The organism is Streptomyces sp. NPDC001880 (genome assembly GCF_053594575.1).
Window position 1 is genome coordinate 232,635 of sequence record NZ_JBSFET010000002.1, and the last position, 17,273, is coordinate 249,907.

General features: G+C 67.9%; 10 protein-coding genes. 3 read left to right on the plus strand and 7 right to left on the minus strand.

The annotated features are described in order from the left end of the window. Positions 1-120 precede the first annotated feature (120 nt). The gene (murJ, locus tag ACWCQ6_RS02580; protein ID WP_451084930.1) at positions 121-2,280 is read right to left on the minus strand and encodes a murein biosynthesis integral membrane protein MurJ; all 2,160 of its coding nucleotides are present in this window, start codon (positions 2,278-2,280) and stop codon (positions 121-123) included. Between the two features lie 49 nt (positions 2,281-2,329). After that, positions 2,330-4,627 carry a DUF6049 family protein gene (locus ACWCQ6_RS02585; protein WP_451084931.1) on the minus strand — a complete coding sequence of 766 codons (2,298 nt, stop codon included), beginning with the start codon at positions 4,625-4,627 and terminating at the stop codon, positions 2,330-2,332. A gap of 183 nt (positions 4,628-4,810) precedes the next feature. On the opposite strand from ACWCQ6_RS02585, the gene ACWCQ6_RS02590 reads away from it, so the two are divergent. Further along, positions 4,811-6,253, plus strand: a complete 1,443-nt coding sequence (locus ACWCQ6_RS02590; RefSeq protein WP_451084932.1) for a CCA tRNA nucleotidyltransferase — start codon at positions 4,811-4,813, stop codon at positions 6,251-6,253. A 303-nt stretch (positions 6,254-6,556) separates the two neighbouring features. On the opposite strand, the gene ACWCQ6_RS02595 is transcribed toward ACWCQ6_RS02590, so the two are convergent. The 3 genes from ACWCQ6_RS02595 to ACWCQ6_RS02605 all read right to left on the minus strand — a co-directional run bounded on the left by ACWCQ6_RS02595 (position 6,557) and on the right by ACWCQ6_RS02605 (position 9,799). Continuing rightward, positions 6,557-7,825, minus strand: a complete 1,269-nt coding sequence (locus ACWCQ6_RS02595; RefSeq protein ID WP_451084933.1) for an MFS transporter — start codon at positions 7,823-7,825, stop codon at positions 6,557-6,559. Positions 7,826-7,949: 124 nt separating this feature from the next. After that, on the minus strand, positions 7,950-9,032 hold the full coding sequence (locus tag ACWCQ6_RS02600; protein WP_451084934.1) for an inositol-3-phosphate synthase: 1,083 nt from the start codon (positions 9,030-9,032) through the stop codon (positions 7,950-7,952). A 59-nt stretch (positions 9,033-9,091) separates the two neighbouring features. Beyond that, positions 9,092-9,799: a PadR family transcriptional regulator gene (locus ACWCQ6_RS02605; protein WP_266416801.1), complete on the minus strand. Its 708-nt coding sequence runs from the start codon at positions 9,797-9,799 to the stop codon at positions 9,092-9,094. A gap of 408 nt (positions 9,800-10,207) precedes the next feature. On the opposite strand from ACWCQ6_RS02605, the gene ACWCQ6_RS02610 reads away from it, so the two are divergent. Both ACWCQ6_RS02610 and ACWCQ6_RS02615 read left to right on the plus strand, forming a co-directional pair. Further along, on the plus strand, positions 10,208-12,907 hold the full coding sequence (locus ACWCQ6_RS02610; RefSeq protein WP_451084935.1) for a transglycosylase domain-containing protein: 2,700 nt from the start codon (positions 10,208-10,210) through the stop codon (positions 12,905-12,907). 104 nt (positions 12,908-13,011) lie between these two features. Next, on the plus strand, positions 13,012-14,511 hold the full coding sequence (locus tag ACWCQ6_RS02615) for a glycosyltransferase family 87 protein (protein ID WP_451084936.1): 1,500 nt from the start codon (positions 13,012-13,014) through the stop codon (positions 14,509-14,511). A 242-nt stretch (positions 14,512-14,753) separates the two neighbouring features. On the opposite strand, the gene ACWCQ6_RS02620 is transcribed toward ACWCQ6_RS02615, so the two are convergent. After that, a complete protein-coding gene (locus ACWCQ6_RS02620; protein WP_451084937.1) occupies positions 14,754-15,785 on the minus strand; it encodes an alanine racemase in 1,032 nt (343 codons plus the stop codon). 117 nt (positions 15,786-15,902) lie between these two features. Next, on the minus strand, positions 15,903-17,021 hold the full coding sequence (locus tag ACWCQ6_RS02625) for a lipid II:glycine glycyltransferase FemX (protein WP_451084938.1): 1,119 nt from the start codon (positions 17,019-17,021) through the stop codon (positions 15,903-15,905). Positions 17,022-17,273 lie beyond the last annotated feature (252 nt).

Consider the following 17,273-nt stretch of genomic DNA (forward strand, 5'->3'; position numbering starts at 1 on the left):
CCTGCCTCCCCATCCGTTGCGCGATGCCAGCCAGCTCTGCACAGTCACGCCAATTGTGCCCACACTCCGGCGCTATGCACGACACGCAAGGGGCAGTGATGGTTGTGCGGCTGCTGTTCGTCAGCGACCGAGGCGCCCTCGGACCATGCCGACCATGCCGTTGATCTCCTCGATCCGCATCCTCTTGGCGGCGACGAAGAAGACGCCCAGCAGCACGGCCCCACCGCAGATCAGAGCGATGAGCGAACCGAAGGCGCCCTCGCCGAGGCCCTTGAGGACGGCGAAGCCCACTCCGCCGCCGAGCACCGCCGCCGGGACCGCGGCCAGGCAGAGCCGGGCGTAGGTGCGTACGACATGGGCACCGTCCAGATCTCCGCCCAGGCGGTTGCGCAGCCGTCGCCAGGCGACGCCCACGCCGACGGCGTAGGCGAGGCCGTACGAGGCGGCCATGCCGACCACGACCCACTCGGCCGGCAGGATCACGTAGCAGAGGGCCGAGGCGGCCGCGTTGACCGCGGCGACGATGACCGTGTTGTAGAAGGGCGTGCGGGTGTCCTCGTACGCGTAGAAGCCTCGCAGCACCACGTACTGCACGGAGTACGGGATCAGACCGAGCCCGAAGGCCATGAGGATGAATCCCATGGACCGGGCCGCTTCGGTGCCTGCGGAGGCGTACAGGAGGGTGCACATCGGCAGGCCGAGGGCGAGGAACATGAAGGCTACCGGCACGATCGCCACGGCCGAGTTCCGCAGTCCCTGGGAGATGTCGTCGCGGACGGCGCCCGGGTCGTCGTCGTGGGCGGCACGGGAGATGCGGGGCAGCAGGGCCGCCATGACCGACACGGTGATGATCGCCTGGGGCATGCCCCAGATGAGCTGGGCATTGGAGTAGGCGAGGAAGCCGGTGCCGTCCTTGCCGGACAGTTTGCCCGCAGAGGTTGCGAGCTGTGTGACGACGAGCACCCCCGCCTGGTTGGCCAGGACGAACAAGACGGTCCACTTGGCCAGCTTGATCGTTTTGCCGAGCCCGTGTCCCTTCCAGTCGAAGCGCGGGCGGAAACGGAAGCCGGCCTCGCGCAGGTACGGGATCATGGCCAGGGCCTGCACGACCAGGCCGAGCAGCGTGCCGATACCCAGGAGCCGGACGCCCTCCGGCGGAATGGTCTCGACGCCCATCTGGGACTCGGCGGACGTGCCGTAGACCCAGATGAACATGCCGAACGTGAAGATCATCACGATGTTGTTGAGGACCGGGGTCCACATCATCGCGCCGAACTTGCCGCGGGCGTTGAGGATCTGGCCCATCACGACGTGCACGCCCATGAAGAAGATGGTCGGCAGGCAGTACCGGGCGAAGGTCACGGCGACGCTGTTGGCCGCCGTGTCGTTGGCGATCGTCGGCGACATCATGTGAATCAGCCATGGAGCGGCGAAGACCGCGATCGCGACGATCACACCGAGCGCGACCATGACGAGAGTCAGCAGCCGGTTGGCGTAGGCCTCGCCGCCGTCCTCGTCGTCCTTCATGGAACGGACGAGCTGGGGCACGAAGACCGAGTTCAGGCCGCCGCCCACGGTGAGGATGTAGATCATCGTGGGCAGGGTGTAGGCGATGGTGAAGCTGTCGCCGAGCAGCGTGGCACCGAGCGCGGCGGTGATCACGAGGCTGCGGACGAATCCGGTGAGGCGGGACACGAGCGTGCCCGCCGCCATCAGCGCGCTGGACTTCAGCAGCCCGGAGGCCCGGCCGCCTGCCTTGGGCGGCGCGGGTGCCGGGGCCGGCTCGGGCTCCTGAGGTACGGGGGCGGCCCCGGCCGGGCCCTCCTGGTCCCGGAGGAGGTGTGCGAAGGCATCCGGCTGCCCGTCGTCCCGGGACGACGAACTGACGAGGTCGTCCACCCCGACGAACTGCGTGGTTCCCTGACGGTCGCCGTACGGCAGATGCCGCGACGGGCCGTCGGGCTCGGGGGGCGGGGTCTGCGCCCAGATGCGGGGATCGGGCGGGTACTGGGCAGCGGGTGGCTGCTGGTAGAGCGGTTGCGGCTGCTGGTAGGTGCCCGCGGGCGGCGGCGGGTGCGCGGCACGGTCGTACAGCGCCTCGGCCACCGGGTCCTGGACGGACAGATCCTGGGCGCGGTAGGGATCGCGGTCGTAGGCGTCCTGCAGGTACGGATCGGGCATCTGCGGGACCTGGCCAGGCCCTGGGGGCATCGGAGGCCCGCCGGAAGGCACGGCTCCGCCCGCACCCTGACCGCGGTCACCGTCGTACGGTGCGTTCATCGAAACCCCACCTCATCGTCCCCGGCCGACCGGCCACGACAGACATCGCTCAACGTTCCACTTTCTCACCCGGGGCCGACGGCTCCCCGTTTTCCGGACCGGTGTCCGGAGTCGGGTCACTCGGCTGCTCGGGTTCACCGCCGTCGTCCCCGTTGGCGCCGCCCGCGTTGGTGCGCTTGCGGTGGGTGTACATCCTGATGCCCGCGAGGACCAGAAGCAGCAGCCCGCCGGCGATGACCAGCAGCACGGTCGGCGTGAGCTCGGAGACCTTCACCGTGAAGGTCATCTCTCCGCCGTACGGCGTGCCGTCCTCCGTGTAGAGCTGCGCCGTCATCTGCGCCTGGCCGTTGACGTTGGCCGACGCGTCGAACTTCACGGACTGGCTGTGGCCGGCGCCGATCTGGACCGGCTGCTCCGCCACGGCCCCGCCGTCGTCCAGCTTGAGACGTGTCGCGTTCTCCGACTTCAGCCGGAGGACGAGATGGTCCACGCCCTGCAGCAGCCTGTTCTGCACCGTCACCGGGATCGTGGCGCTGCGGCCGGACAGGGTGACGTCCGACTTCGAGATGAGCTGGACCTCGCCGACGAGGTCCTGCAGATAGCTGCGGACCGAGTCCCGGTACTGCTGGGCCTCCAGCGGCCTGCCGCGCCACGACGTCGACATGGACCGGTTGAGCGCATTGCCGAAGGGGGTCACCACCCGCTCGGGCTGGGTCAGGATGACCTGGAAGTTGTTCAGCGAGGACTGGGTGGACTTGATGTCCTGGAAAGCCTGAGTGGGCAGCTCCTGCTTGCGGAGCTTCTTCGGGTACTGGGAGGCCTTGGGGACGCTGGTCGTCGCGTTCGCGTCGGGCTTCGCGGCGGCCGCTTCCACCAGCCCGAGAGGCTGTGTCCAGCGTTCGTCGTCGAGTCCGTGCAGGGCACTGGCCATCGACTGAGCCTGGGTCGCGGTGGGCATTCGCTGCGGAGCGACGACGATGCTCCGCTCGATGTCCGTGTCCTGTTCGGTCAGGGCGAGAGTCAGAGCGAGGAACTTCTGTACGGCGAGGGTGGAGTCCTCCGCCTTCGACATGTCGCCCTGGAAGGCCGTGGAGAGCCGGGCGTCGGCGACGACCGCGGTGGTGCCGCCGCCGATCGGCCGGGCAGCGGTCGGCGTGTACTGCAGATTGCCGGTCTCCTGGAGGCTGTCGCTGCGGGCGATCACCTTGTGGGCCCCGGCCGAGGTGGCGACATCGACGATCGACGGGTCGATCGCCCCGTCGACGGGCCAGGCGAAGTCGGTCGACGGCTTCACATGGAGAATGGTCTGCACCGTCGTCCCGGCCGCTTCGGTAGCGGTCTGAAGGTGGCTGAGAGTGCCGGAGACGGTTTTGCCGCGGTGCGCGATGGATGCCAGATCGGGGTCGGCGAACGGCAGCGCGACCACCTTCCCGTCCGAGACCGCGGCCTCGAGCGAGGTGAGCCACTTCTTGGCGATGTCCTGGTTCTTCCCGGCGACGGTGGTGTCGCCGGACTTGACGCGGTAGTTCCCGGTCATCGCATCGACACTGGCCAGCAGCTCCGGGTCGATCACCCAGGTCACCGGCAGCTGGCTGCCCAGTGAGACCAGCTGTTCGAGCCGTCCGCCCGGCGCCAGCTCGGCTGCCAGCTCGTCGTCCGCGAATACCGGTGTCTGCTGGTCGTCGGTGCCCGTCTCGGCGGTGACATGGGCCGGTGCGATCAGCGGCCAGAGATAGGTGACCTTCGTCCTGGTGTCACGCTCCTCTTCCTGCCAGGGCAGGAAGGTGCGTTCGATCCCCAGCACCTGGTCGTACTGGGCCCGGGAGGTCTGCCCGGACAGCGAGACACCGAGCTGGTATACGCCGTCGTCGCCGAGCCCCAGTTTGCCGACCGGGACGGACAGCGTGAAGTCCTGGCTGATCCCGGAGGGGAGCTTCGCGAACTTCACCGTGTACTTGCCGCCGAGCGGGGCGGGATCGCTGCCCTGCACATAGTCGGTGCGCTTGGCGGCGGCGTCGATCTCCGTCCGGCTGCGGAGCTCCGGGCCCACCCGCAGGTCGACCGTGGCCCCCGTGACCGTGTCCTTGCCCCGGTTGGTCACGGTGCCGGAAATGGTCAGGGTGTCCCCCTTGACCGGCGCGCTCGGAGCCAGGCTGTTCAGGGACACGTCGACCGTTCCGTCCCCGGTGGGGGCCTTGCCGGTCCCGTCGGTCTGCGCCGCGGATGCGGTCGGTCCGGACAGCAGCGCCGCGACGAGCGGCGCCCCGATGAGCAGGGTGGCTGTGCGCCGCAGCCACCGGCGGGCAGGAGAGGGACCGATCTCCTGAATGTCTGCCGCCTCGGCCACGCGCTTACCCGTCCCTCGTCGTCGTCAGCTGGTGTCGATGGTTGTCGGTTGTTGCGTCCACGCATGGTAACGATGTGCGCGGGTGCCAAGTGCTGGGGAGCTCGCTACATGATCGGAAGAGTCTTGCAGGGCGGGACGAAACCAGGGCGACCGGGCCGGTCCGGGCACGTACCCTTTTCTGTTGTGTCGAACGCCAATGAAGACAGCTCCCGTGCCCTGACCCAGGTGCAGCACCGCGCAGTCAGCGAACTGCTGCGGGTGTCCCCGGTCGCCGACGACCTCGCTCGCCGTTTCCAGGATGCCGGGTTCAGTCTCGCTCTGGTCGGCGGCTCGGTCCGGGACGCGCTTCTCGGTCGGCTCGGGAACGACCTGGACTTCACGACCGACGCCCGCCCCGAGGCCGTACTGAAGATCGTCCGGCCGTGGGCCGACTCGGTGTGGGAGGTCGGGATCGCCTTCGGCACCGTGGGCGCCCAGAAGGACGGCTACCAGATCGAAGTCACCACCTACAGGTCGGAGGCGTACGACAGGACCTCGCGCAAGCCCGAGGTGTCCTACGGCGACTCCATCGAGGAAGATCTCGTCCGCCGTGACTTCACGGTCAACGCGATGGCCGTCGCACTTCCGCAGAAGGAATTCATCGATCCGCACGGTGGTCTGAAGGACCTGGCGGAGCGCGTTCTGCGCACCCCCGGAACCCCCGAGGAGTCGTTCTCCGACGATCCGCTGCGCATGCTGCGCGCCGCCCGGTTCGCGGCTCAGCTGGACTTCGATGTCGCTCCCGATGTGGTCTCCGCGATGACAGAGATGGCCGGACGCATCGAGATCGTCTCCGCAGAGCGGGTCAGGGAGGAACTCAACAAGCTGCTGCTCTCCACCCACCCCCGCAAGGGTCTGGCGCTGCTCGTCGGCACCGGGCTGGCGCAGCAGGTACTGCCGGAGCTTCCCGCGCTGCGCCTGGAAAGTGACGAGCATCACCGTCACAAGGACGTCTACGAGCATTCGCTGACCGTCCTGGAGCAGGCGATCGACCTGGAGCAGGACGGTCCCGATCTGGTTCTGCGCCTTGCCGCTCTCCTCCATGACATCGGGAAGCCGAGGACACGACGCTTCGAGAAGGACGGGCGCGTCTCGTTCCATCACCATGAAGTGGTGGGCGCCAAGATGGTCAAGAAGAGGATGACCGCGCTCAAGTACTCCAACGACATGGTCAAGGACGTCTCGAAGCTGGTGGAGCTTCATCTGCGCTTCCACGGCTACGGCGACGGTGAGTGGACGGACTCCGCGGTCCGGCGTTACGTGCGTGACGCCGGCCCCCTGCTGGAGCGGCTGCACAAACTGACCCGCTCGGACTGCACCACGCGGAACAAGCGCAAGGCCGCCGCCCTCTCGCGGACCTACGACGGGCTTGAGGAGCGCATTGCGCAGTTGCAGGAACAGGAGGAGCTGGATGCCATCCGCCCCGACCTGGACGGCAACGAGATCATGAAGATCCTGGGTATCGGTCCCGGGCCAGTGATCGGCAAGGCGTACGCGTTCCTGCTGGAGCTGCGCCTGGAGCACGGCCCGATGGAGCACGGCATGGCGGTCAAGAAGCTCAAGGAGTGGTGGGCCGCGCAGGGCTGAGGCTGCTGGAGGCCGGCCTGCGACATGAGGAACGGGGGCATGTTTCACGTGAAACATGCCCCCGTTCCTCGCTCCGCCCCGACGAAGGGCGCTGTTTCACGTGAAACAGCGCCCTTCGCTCTGCGGTGCCCGGGAGGCCAGTGCCGCGGCAGGCAGCGTTCGCCCCGTCGCGACGCCCGGCACGCACTCTCGCCGCATCGGACGAAAGCTCAAGTCCGGTCCAGTACGAGGGCTTCCGTCCGGCATGCCGAGAGCGCGCCCCGGACGCCGCTCCTTGACGGGTAAACGTTGCCTGCAGCGGCACTAGCGAGCCTCTTCGGTGCGCTCCCACCGGAACATCAGCACTGCGACGACCGCATAGAGAACTGCCACACCGATCACCACCGCGACCGATCGCCCGTCGGGAGGCAGCATCAGGGCGGAGACTGCGGCGGCTCCCACAAAAGCGACGTTGAACAGCACGTCGTACAGGGAGAAGACCCGGCCGCGGAAGGAGTCCTCCACCGCAGTCTGTACCACTGTGTCGGTCGTGATCTTCGCTCCCTGGGTGACCAGCCCGAGAACGAACGCCGCGACCAGCATCGGTGCGGGGACGAACCACAGCCCCAGTGCGGGTTCGAGGGTGGCGGCACCTGCCGCGCACACCGCCATCCAGCGGAACCGGCCGAGCAGCCCCACCGCCCAGGGCGTCAGCACGGCCGCGGCGAAGAACCCCGCACCGGAGACCACCACAGCCAGTCCGAGGAGGGCCAGACCTTCGGATTCGCTGTCGGTCCAGGCGTACCGGCACAGCATCAGCACCATCACGGTCAGCGCTCCGTAGCAGAAGCGCATCACGGTCATGACGGCCAGAACCCGGGTGGCCCGCCTCCGCTCGGCCAGATGGCGCAACCCTTCGACCAGTCCCCGTGCGGTGGTGGCCAGGGCCTTTCTCAGCTCGACCCGGTCTCCGTCCCGATCCGGCCCCAGAAGTCCGGTGGCAAGGGTCAGAGAGGCCAGCGCCGAAGCGAGATAGAGCACCGCGCCCAGCAGGACCACCGCGGCATCGGAGTCCGCGAGCAGTAGCCGTACGACGAAGGCGAGGCCGCCGCCCGCCGTGGCCGCGAGTGTCCCGGCGGTCGGTGAGAGCGAGTTGGCCAGCACCAGCCGGTCGCTGTCGACAACACGCGGCAGCGCGGCCGATAGGCCGGCCAGGACGAAGCGGTTGACCCCGGTGACGCACAGCGCCGAGGCGTAGAAGAGCCAGTCGGGTACGGAGCCGAGGATGAGGAGCGCCGTGCAGCCGGCGAGCGCGGCGCGCAGCAGGTTCCCGTAGAGAAAGACCTGGCGGCGCGGCCAGCGGTCCAGCAGGACGCCGGCAAAGGGGCCGATGAGCGAGTAGGGCAGCAGCAGCACCGCCATCGCGGAGGCGATGGCCCCTGCCGAAGCCTGCTTCTCCGGTGAGAAGACGACGTGGGCCGCCAGCGCCACCTGGAAGACACCGTCGGCCGACTGGGAGAGAAGTCGTACGGCCAGCAGACGACGGAAGTTCCGAAGGCGTAGAAGAACGCGCAGATCACCCACGACGGCCATGTGATCAAGGGTCACATACGTTGAGGGTCCCCGGGCAGATTGCCCGGGGACCCTCAACAGTGCGGAAAGGGAGGAACGTTGTCGCTCCGCACCCGGCCGTGTGGACGTGCCGTGTCCGGCTGCGTCAGTTGGCGACCTCGCCGCGGATGAACTTCTCGACGTTCTCGCGGGCCTCGTCGTCGAAGTACTGGACCGGCGGGGACTTCATGAAGTACGAGGACGCGGAGAGGATCGGGCCACCGATGCCGCGGTCCTTGGCGATCTTCGCGGCGCGGAGGGCGTCGATGATGACACCGGCGGAGTTCGGGGAGTCCCAGACCTCGAGCTTGTACTCCAGGTTCAGCGGAACGTCACCGAAGGCGCGGCCCTCAAGGCGCACGTACGCCCACTTGCGGTCGTCCAGCCACGCGACATAGTCCGACGGGCCGATGTGGACGTTGTTCTCGCCGAGCTCACGGTCCCGGATCTGGGAGGTGACGGCCTGCGTCTTGGAGATCTTCTTGGACTCCAGGCGCTCGCGCTCGAGCATGTTCTTGAAGTCCATGTTGCCGCCGACGTTCAGCTGCATCGTGCGGTCCAGGATGACGCCCCGGTCCTCGAAGAGCTTCGCCATCACACGGTGCGTGATGGTGGCGCCGACCTGCGACTTGATGTCGTCGCCGACGATCGGGACACCGGCCTCGGTGAACTTGTCCGCCCACTCCTTGGTGCCGGCGATGAAGACCGGCAGAGCGTTGACGAACGCGACCTTGGCGTCGATGGCGCACTGCGCGTAGAACTTCGCAGCGACCTCGGAGCCGACGGGCAGGTAGCAGACGAGAACGTCGACCTCGCGGTCCTTGAGGACCTGGACGACGTCGACCGGGGCCTCGGCCGACTCCTCGATGGTCTGGCGGTAGTACTTGCCGAGACCGTCGTGGGTGTGGCCGCGCTGGACGGTGACACCGGAGGTCGGCACGTCGCAGAGCTTGATGGTGTTGTTCTCGCTGGCGCCGATGGCGTCCGCGAGGTCGAGGCCGACCTTCTTCGTGTCGACGTCGAAGGCGGCGACGAACTCGACGTCCCGCACGTGGTAGTCGCCGAACTGGACGTGCATCAGACCGGGCACCTTGCCGGCCGGATCGGCATCCTTGTAGTACTCGACGCCCTGGACCAGCGAGGCGGCGCAGTTGCCCACGCCGACGATGGCTACGCGAACCGAACCCATTCCGGTTGCTCCCTGTGTGTTTTGGATGTTCCCGAAGGCCCCGCGGATCTGCGGGGACCTCACTTTGCGGTGTCGTCGGACGGATCCGGCGGGGTGTCACCCCGGCGCCGGGGCAGGCCGCCCGTCTCTCCTGCTGTGTTCTGCTGAGCTTCGCTCCCGGGCGAGGACCGTCGCTGATCCCGTCCCGACCGCTCGCTCTCGATGAGCTCGTTCAGCCAGCGCACTTCGCGCTCCACGGACTCCATGCCGTGTCGCTGCAGCTCAAGTGTGTAGTCGTCGAGGCGCTCGCGGGTGCGGGCCAGAGAGGCCCGCATCTTCTCCAGCCGCTCCTCCAGCCGACTGCGCCGGCCCTCCAGCACTCGCATCCGCACCTCGTGCTCCGTCTGCCCGAAGAAGGCGAAACGGGCCGCGAAGTGCTCGTCCTCCCAGGAGTCGGGGCCGGTGTGCGAGAGCAACTCCTCGAAGTGCTCCTTACCTTCCGCCGTCAGCCGGTACACGATCTTGGCGCGGCGCCCGGCCAGCGACGAGGCGGGGGCGACGGCACGGCCGGTGGTGGGCGGAAGGTCGGCAGGGGCGGCCCCCGGCTCCTCGATCAACCAGCCGTTGGCGACCAGCGTCTTGAGGCAGGGGTAGAGGGTGCCGTAGCTGAAGGCGCGGAAGATCCCCAACGAGGTGTTGAGGCGCTTGCGCAGCTCGTAGCCGTGCATCGGGGACTCGCGGAGCAGGCCGAGAACGGCGAATTCGAGGATGCCGGAGCGTCTGCTCAACTTCGCCTCCTCCTTCTCCGAGCGCGTCCGAGTACGTACGAGTGCTCCTGCGGAGCCCTGTACCGAGCTGATGTACCGAGCTGATGTATCGACTCGATACATCACGACGATAGATCGGTCACCGCGATGCGACAAGAGGGGGCATCGTGAACGGCGTCACATCGTGAATTCGTAGGCACCGACTTGCGTTGTTTGAGGTGAAGTTCGGTCCTAGGAGGGTTTTGACCGTGCGTAGTCTGTGCGGCATGCAGACCACCGGGAACCGCGTGACGCCCGCGCGCGTCAGTCTTCGCGGAGCAGCCGGACGCATGGCGGACGAGCCTGTCGCAGGGCTGGTCCGTAATTCGGGGGACCGGATCTCAACTGCCGCTTCCAGGCGCTCTCGCCTGCCCGAGGAGTAGTCGTTCGATGAGCGAGCACCGTCGCAAAACGTCGCAACCGCAAGGTGGCGGGCGTGCAGCGGCCAGACGAGCTGCCCAGCAGTCCTCAGGACGCCGCGCGGCACCGTCACGTGGAGTAACTTCCGAATCACCTTCTGATTCGGAAGGTGGGGACAGTCCGTACGGCGGACGCGCGGCGGCCAGGCGAGCCGCCCAGCGCGGCGGCGCGGGCCGCGGCGGCGGTGGCGGTGGACGCCGCCGCAGTGGCGGCGACGGCGGTCACGAGGGGCCCGGCAGGGGACGTGGCCGCGCGGGCCAGCGCCCTGCCAAGAAGCGCTTCATCGACTACCCGCGCGCCGGGAAGTACGGCCTGCGGCGCTGGATGCCGTCGTGGAAAGTGGTCACCGGCCTCTGCATCGGCTTCTTCGGCCTGCTCATGGGCGTTGGCGGCATCGCGTACGCGACGGTCGGCCTGCCCGACGTGCAGAAGGCCGCGAAGGCGCAGAACAACGTCTACCTCTGGGACGACGGCTCGCAGATGGTCGCCACTGGTGGTGAGGTGAACCGCCAGCTCATCACCTACGCGCAGATTCCCCAAGAGATGCGTGACGCCGTCATCTCCGCCGAGAACAAGACCTTCGAGCACGACAGGGGCATCGACCCCATGGGTATCGCCCGGGCCCTGTTCAACATGGCCACCGGTGGTGAGACCCAGGGTGGTTCGACGATCACCCAGCAGTATGTGAAGAACTCGCGTCTGTCGCAGGAACAGACCTTGAGCCGGAAGTTCCAGGAACTCTTCATCACGCTCAAGGTCACCAACAAGATGAAAAAGAACGAGATCATCACCGACTACCTCAACGTCTCGTACTACGGACGAGGTGCTTCGGGGATCCAGGCGGCGGCCCGTACGTACTACGGCAAGGACGCCATCAAGCTGAACCCGAGCGAGTGCGCGTTCCTGGCCACGCTGCTCAAGGGTGCGTCCTACTACGACCCGGCGGGTGCCCCTGAGGTCGACCCCAAGCAGGCGACGCGGGAGCTGAACACCAAGCGGGCCATAGAGCGCTGGGAGTGGATCCTCAACGAAGAGGTGAAGGACGGGCGCCTCTCGAAGGCGGAGCGGGCCAAGTACACCAAGTTCCCGATGCCCCTCCCGCCGAAGAAGAACGCCCAGCTGGGCGGTCAGACCGGTTACCTGGTCGACCTGGCCAAGAACTACTTCCTCAACAACAACACCGACGGCGTCACGGCGGACATGCTGGCCCAGGGCGGCTACCAGATCCACACCACCTTCAACAAGAAGAAGGTCCAGGAGCTCAACGACGCTGTCCAGAAGGTCTACGACAGCAAGATCAAGCCGAAGCAGCGGCCGGAGACGGACACCCACGTCCAGTTCGGCGGCGCGTCGGTGGATCCCAAGACCGGGGCCATCGTGGCGATCTACGGCGGTCAGGACGCGACCAAGCACTTCACCAACAACGCCGACCCCACCGGTGCGCAGGTCGGTTCGACCTTCAAGCCGTTCGTGCTGGCGGCGGCGATGGAGTACGGCAAGCGGGACCCCGCGCTCGGGGAGGACCAGGGCCTGTCGGAGCGAACGCAGGTCTCGCCGCTCAGCATCTACAACGCCGATGACAAGCTGAAGATCAAGAAGTACAACGGCGAGATCTGGACCGACGAGAACGGCAAGGAGTGGCTGCAGGCCAACGACGGCCATGAGTCGCGGGGCAACATCACCCTTCGCGAGGCGATGCAGTGGTCCGCCAACTCCCCGTACGTCCAGCTCGGCATGGATGTCGGCACCGACAAGGTGAAGGACATCGCCATCGCCGCGGGGCTCAAGGACGACAGCAACATGGCTGATTCGCATGTGCCTTCGTTCTCCATCGGTACGTCCTCGCCCAGCGCGATCCGCATGGCCGGTGCGTACGCGACCTTCGCCGACAGCGGTATGCAGCGCGAGCCCTACTCGGTCTCCGAGGTGAAGCACGAGGGCGAGTTGATCTACCGGCACAAGGACGCTCGCAAGCGCGCCTTCGATGCCGCGATCGCCGACAACGTCACCGACGTCCTGAAGAACGTCGTCGACAAGGGGACCGGTACCCCCGCGCAGCTCCCCGGCCGGGAGGTGGCGGGCAAGACCGGTACGACGGACGACAACAAGTCGGCCTGGTTCGTCGGCTACACGCCGCAGTTGTCCACGGCCATCAGCATGTACCGGCTCGACGACGATGCGACGAACAAGAACCGCAAGTTCGAGAAGATGTACGGGACGGGTGGCGAGCAGACGATCCACGGTGCGTCGTTCCCGGCCCAGATCTGGCACGACTACATGGCGGGTGCGCTGAAGGGGAAGCCTGCACTGACGTTCCCGGAGCCCGGGCCGATCGGTGACAAGGTCTACGGCGGCGGTGCGCAGAGCCCCAGGCCGACGCCCACCGCGACGACGACGCCGTCGCCCTCCGCAACGGTGACCGAGTCGCCTTCGATGTCCACGAGCCCGTCGTCGAGCGGTTCTCCCACCGAGACCTGCGGTACGTGGGACTGGGACTGCCAGCACAACAACGGCGGGACCAGCTCCGGCGCGAACGGCGGAGGCACCGGTGGTGGCAGCAGTCCGTCGACGACCGCCGAGCCACCGACCGGAGGGAACGGGAACGGCAACGGCGGGAACGGCAACGGCGGGAACGGCAACGGCGGATTCTTCGGCGGACCGGCCGGATAGAATCCGCACGGCCTGGCGGGCCGACCCCGGTCATGAGGGCCGCCGCACCACAGGGTGCGGCGGCCCTCGTAGTTTCCATAGCCCCGTACGGCAGGATGAGCGGCATGCCAAGCGCAGAAGACACGAGCGTGCACCAGCACCAGGAACGGTCCGTCGTGCGGCCCACGCACCAGGACGAGGTCGCCGCGGCCGGCAGCGAGTTGATCGGCGGCCGGTCGGGGCGCTGGACACGGCTCGGCAGCACGGCACTCACCCCCGTGGGCGTCGTCGCGCTGGTGGCCATCGGGATGTTCGCGCTGGGCATGGTGCAGAAGCTGCCCTGCTACAACTGGGCGTGGTTCAAGGGCGCGGGTTCGCAGTACACGCATGCCTGTTACTCGGACATTCCGCATCTCTTCGCCGCACGTGGATTCTCCGACGGCCTCGTGCCGTACTTCGACCGGCTGCCCGGCGACATGCAGTACCTGGAGTACCCCGTTCTGACGGGTGTGTTCATGCAGGTCGCCGCCTGGCTGACGCCCGGCGGCTCCATCCAGCACCGCGAGCAGATGTACTGGATGGTCAACGCGGGCATGCTGATGATCTGCGCCGTGATCATCGCCGTCTGTGTCGCACGCACGCACCGGCGCCGCCCCTGGGACGGGCTGCTCGTCGCCCTCGCACCGGCCTTCGCGCTCACCGCCACGATCAACTGGGACCTGCTGGCCGGCGCGCTGACGGCCGCGGCGATGCTCATGTGGTCCCGGGGACGAGCGCTGGCGTTCGGCATCCTCATCGGGCTCGCCACGGCCGCCAAGCTCTATCCTCTGTTCCTGCTGGGGCCCCTTCTCGTGCTGTGCTGGCGGGCGGGCAAATGGCGGGAGTTCGGCCTGGCGATGCTCGGGGCGGCAGGCTCCTGGCTGGTGGTGAACCTGCCGGTGATGATTTTCGCGCCCGAGGGCTGGAGCAAGTTCTACACGTTCAGCGAGGAACGGGGCATCGACTTCGGCTCCTTCTGGCTGATCATCACCCAGCGCACCGGTATGCCCATCGAGACATCGACCGTCAACCACGTGTCCGAACTGCTGATGGCCCTGCTGTGCGCGGGTATCGCCGCGCTGACGCTGATGGCACCGCGCAGGCCGCGCTTCGCGCAGCTAGCCTTTCTGGTTGTCGCCGCGTTCATCCTCGTCAACAAGGTCTACTCGCCGCAGTACGTGCTGTGGCTGATCCCCCTGGCGGCCCTGGCCAGGCCGCGCTGGCGCGACTTCCTGATCTGGCAGGCGTGCGAGGTCATGTACTTCCTGGGGATCTGGATGTACCTCGCGTACACGACCAGCGGCGACAAGCACCAGGGCCTGCCCACGGAGGGGTACCAGCTGGCGATCGCCCTGCATCTGCTGGGCACGCTGTACTTCTGTGCCCTGGTCGTACGGGACATTCTCATGCCGGAGCGGGACGTCGTACGGCGCGACGGGTCGGACGATCCGTCCGGCGGGGTGCTCGACGGGGCCCCGGACGTGTTCGTGCTGGGGCGGGCGGCGCATCCGCCGCGCCACGCCCACCCCGCGGTGGAAGGGCCGCGGGTGGAGTGGGGCGCGGGGCACGGACCGGCCGCCGGCTGAGGGCCGGGTTGCTCCCGTCCGGAGAGACCCGGCGCCGCCTTGGCGGTCGGCGTGCCAAGGCCTTTCGTTCGGATCCGGCCGGGCTTGCGGGGTCCGGAACGCCCGCCCGCCGCGTTGTGGTCGGTCGCCACGGCCCTTCCCCGAGCTCTCGGCTCCGCTCGAGCAGGGGAGACCCCATCCGCCTCCCTCCTCCGCCTTGCGATCGCACACACCGGACCCCACTGCCCGATCCGGCCTGATCCCTAGTGGTCGACGAGGCGGTCGAACTGAGTGGTCGTGTGGCGCAAGTGGGCCACCAGCTCGTCGCCGACCTTCGGCTCCTGGGCGTCCGACGGGACGAACAGGATCGACACCTGCATGTGCGGCGGCTCGGCGAACCAGCGCTGCTTGCCCGCCCAGACGAACGGCGACAGGTTGCGGTTGACGGTGGCCAGGCCCGCGCGGGCGACCCCCTTGGCGCGCGGCATCACACCGTGCAGGGCCTTCGGGGCCTCCAGGCCCACGCCGTGCGAGGTACCGCCGGCGACGACCACCAGCCAGCCGTCCGAGGTGGCCTTCTGCTGCCGGTAGCCGAAACGGTCACCCTTGACGACACGCGTGACGTCCAGAACGGAGCCCCGGTACTCCGTCGCCTCATGGTCACCGAGCCACAGCCGGGTACCGATGCGGGCGCGGAAACGGGTCTGCGGGAACTGCTGCTGGAGCCGGCCCAGCTCCTCGGCGCGCAGATGGCTGACGAACATGGTGTGCAGCGGCAGCCGGGCCGCACGCAGCCGGTCCATCCAGCCGATGACTTCCTCGACCGCGTCCGAGCCGTCCGTGCGGTCCAGCGGAAGGTGCAGGGCAAAGCCTTCGAGCCGTACGTCCTCGATGGCCGCGTGCAACTGCCCGAGCTCCTCCTCCTTGACACCGTGGCGCTTCATCGAGCTCATGCACTCGATGACGACGCGTGCGCCCACCAGGGCGTGCACGCCGTCCACGGAGGAGACGGACCGGATGACACGGTCGGGCAGCGGCACCGGTTCCTCACCCCGGCGGAACGGGGTGAGGACCAGCAGGTCGCCGCTGAACCAGTCCTTGATGAGGGCCGCCTCGTAGGTGGTGCCGACGGCGAGCATGTCGGAGCCGAAGCGGATGGCCTCGTCGGCCAGCCGCTCGTGACCGAAGCCGTATCCGTTGCCCTTGCAGACCGGGACGAGGCCGGGGAACTGGTCGAGGACGGATTTCTGGTGCGCCCGCCAGCGCGCGGTGTCGACGTAGAGGGAGAGCGCCATGGCCGGTCCGGAACCCTTCTGGTGGCTGCTGTGTGGGAGGTGTGTGGAGCCGAAGTCCCCATTGAAACCAATGAAGCCGGTTTCGTCACCGGGACGACGCGTATCGGACGACGCGTATCAGCGGCGCGACATGTAGATGTCGAGAGCCTTGTGCAGCAGCTTGTTGAGCGGGAAGTCCCACTCGCCGAGGTACTCGGCCGCCTGCCCGCCGGTGCCGACCTTGAACTGGATCAGACCGAAGAGGTGGTCGGCCTCGTCCAGCGAGTCGGAGATGCCGCGCAGGTCGTAGACGGTGGCCCCCATGGCGTACGCGTCGCGGAGCATCCGCCACTGCATCGCGTTCGAGGGACGGACCTCGCGCTTGTGGTTGGCGGACGCGCCGTACGAGTACCAGACGTGCCCGCCGACGATCAGCATGGTCGCGGCCGCGACGTTCTCGCCCTCGTGCCGGGCGAAGTACAGCCGCATCCGGTTGGGGTCCTCGGTGTTGAGGGCCGTCCACATGCGCTGGAAGTAGCCCAGCGGACGCGGCCGGAAGTGGTCGCGCTCCGCCGTGATCTCGTACAGCCGCTGCCACTCGTCGAGCTCGGCGTAGCTGCCCTGGACGACTTCGACGCCGGCCTTCTCGGCCTTCTTGATGTTGCGTCGCCACAGCTGGTTGAAGCCCTTGTGGACGTCTTCGAGGGAACGGTTCGCCAGCGGCACCTGGAAGACGTAGCGCGGCTGTACGTCACCGAAACCGGCGCCGCCGTCCTCGCCCTGCTGCCATCCCATCTTCCTCAGCCGGTCCGCCACTTCGAAGGCGCGCGGCTCGATGTGGGTGGCCTCGACATCGCGCAGACGCTTCACTTCCGGGTCCTGGATGCCCGACTTGATGGCGGCCGCGTCCCAGCGACGGATGATGACCGGCGGGCCCATCTTCACCGAGAAGGCGCCCTGCTGCTTGAGATGCGCCAGCATCGGCCGCAGCCAGTCGTCCAGGTTCGGGGCGAACCAGTTGATGACCGGGCCCTCGGGCAGATAGGCGAGATACCGCTTGATCTTGGGCAACTGCCGGTAGAGCACCAGGCCGGCGCCGACGAGCTGTCCGCTCTTGTCGAACCAGCCGAGGCTCTCCGAGCGCCACTCCGCCTTCACATCCGCCCATGCCGGGACCTGCATGTGACTCGCCGCAGGCAGACTCTGGATGTATGCCAGATGCTGCTCTCGGCTGATGGTCCTCAGGGTCAGGCTCATGCGGGGCGCTCCTCGGCAGGTGTGTCCCCATCGGTCCAGGGGCTCCGGCTCTCGCGCCGAAGCCTACTGTGACCGACCAGCACGCCGTCTGGCCCTATGGGACCTTGCCGTCCGGCCACTGGCCGCGACCCGGGTTTCGGGGTCCTCGTACGGGTAAGGATGCGAGGCCCCTGGCACGGGAAACGGCGCGAGGCCCCTGCAGGGGCGCGCCCGGCTTCAGCCGCTGTGCCACCAGATCGAGGAACTCCGGCT

Bases quoted from the DNA above. Each gene is read 5' to 3' on its own strand.
- ACWCQ6_RS02610 (WP_451084935.1), top strand. From the start codon at position 10,208: ATGAGCGAGCACCGTCGCAAAACGTCGCAACCGCAAGGTGGCGGGCGT.
- murJ (WP_451084930.1), bottom strand. From the start codon at position 2,280: ATGAACGCACCGTACGACGGTGACCGCGGTCAGGGTGCGGGCGGAGCC.
- ACWCQ6_RS02625 (WP_451084938.1), bottom strand. From the start codon at position 17,021: ATGAGCCTGACCCTGAGGACCATCAGCCGAGAGCAGCATCTGGCATAC.
- ACWCQ6_RS02595 (WP_451084933.1), bottom strand. From the start codon at position 7,825: ATGGCCGTCGTGGGTGATCTGCGCGTTCTTCTACGCCTTCGGAACTTC.
- ACWCQ6_RS02600 (WP_451084934.1), bottom strand. From the start codon at position 9,032: ATGGGTTCGGTTCGCGTAGCCATCGTCGGCGTGGGCAACTGCGCCGCC.
- ACWCQ6_RS02615 (WP_451084936.1), top strand. From the start codon at position 13,012: ATGCCAAGCGCAGAAGACACGAGCGTGCACCAGCACCAGGAACGGTCC.
- ACWCQ6_RS02620 (WP_451084937.1), bottom strand. From the start codon at position 15,785: ATGGCGCTCTCCCTCTACGTCGACACCGCGCGCTGGCGGGCGCACCAG.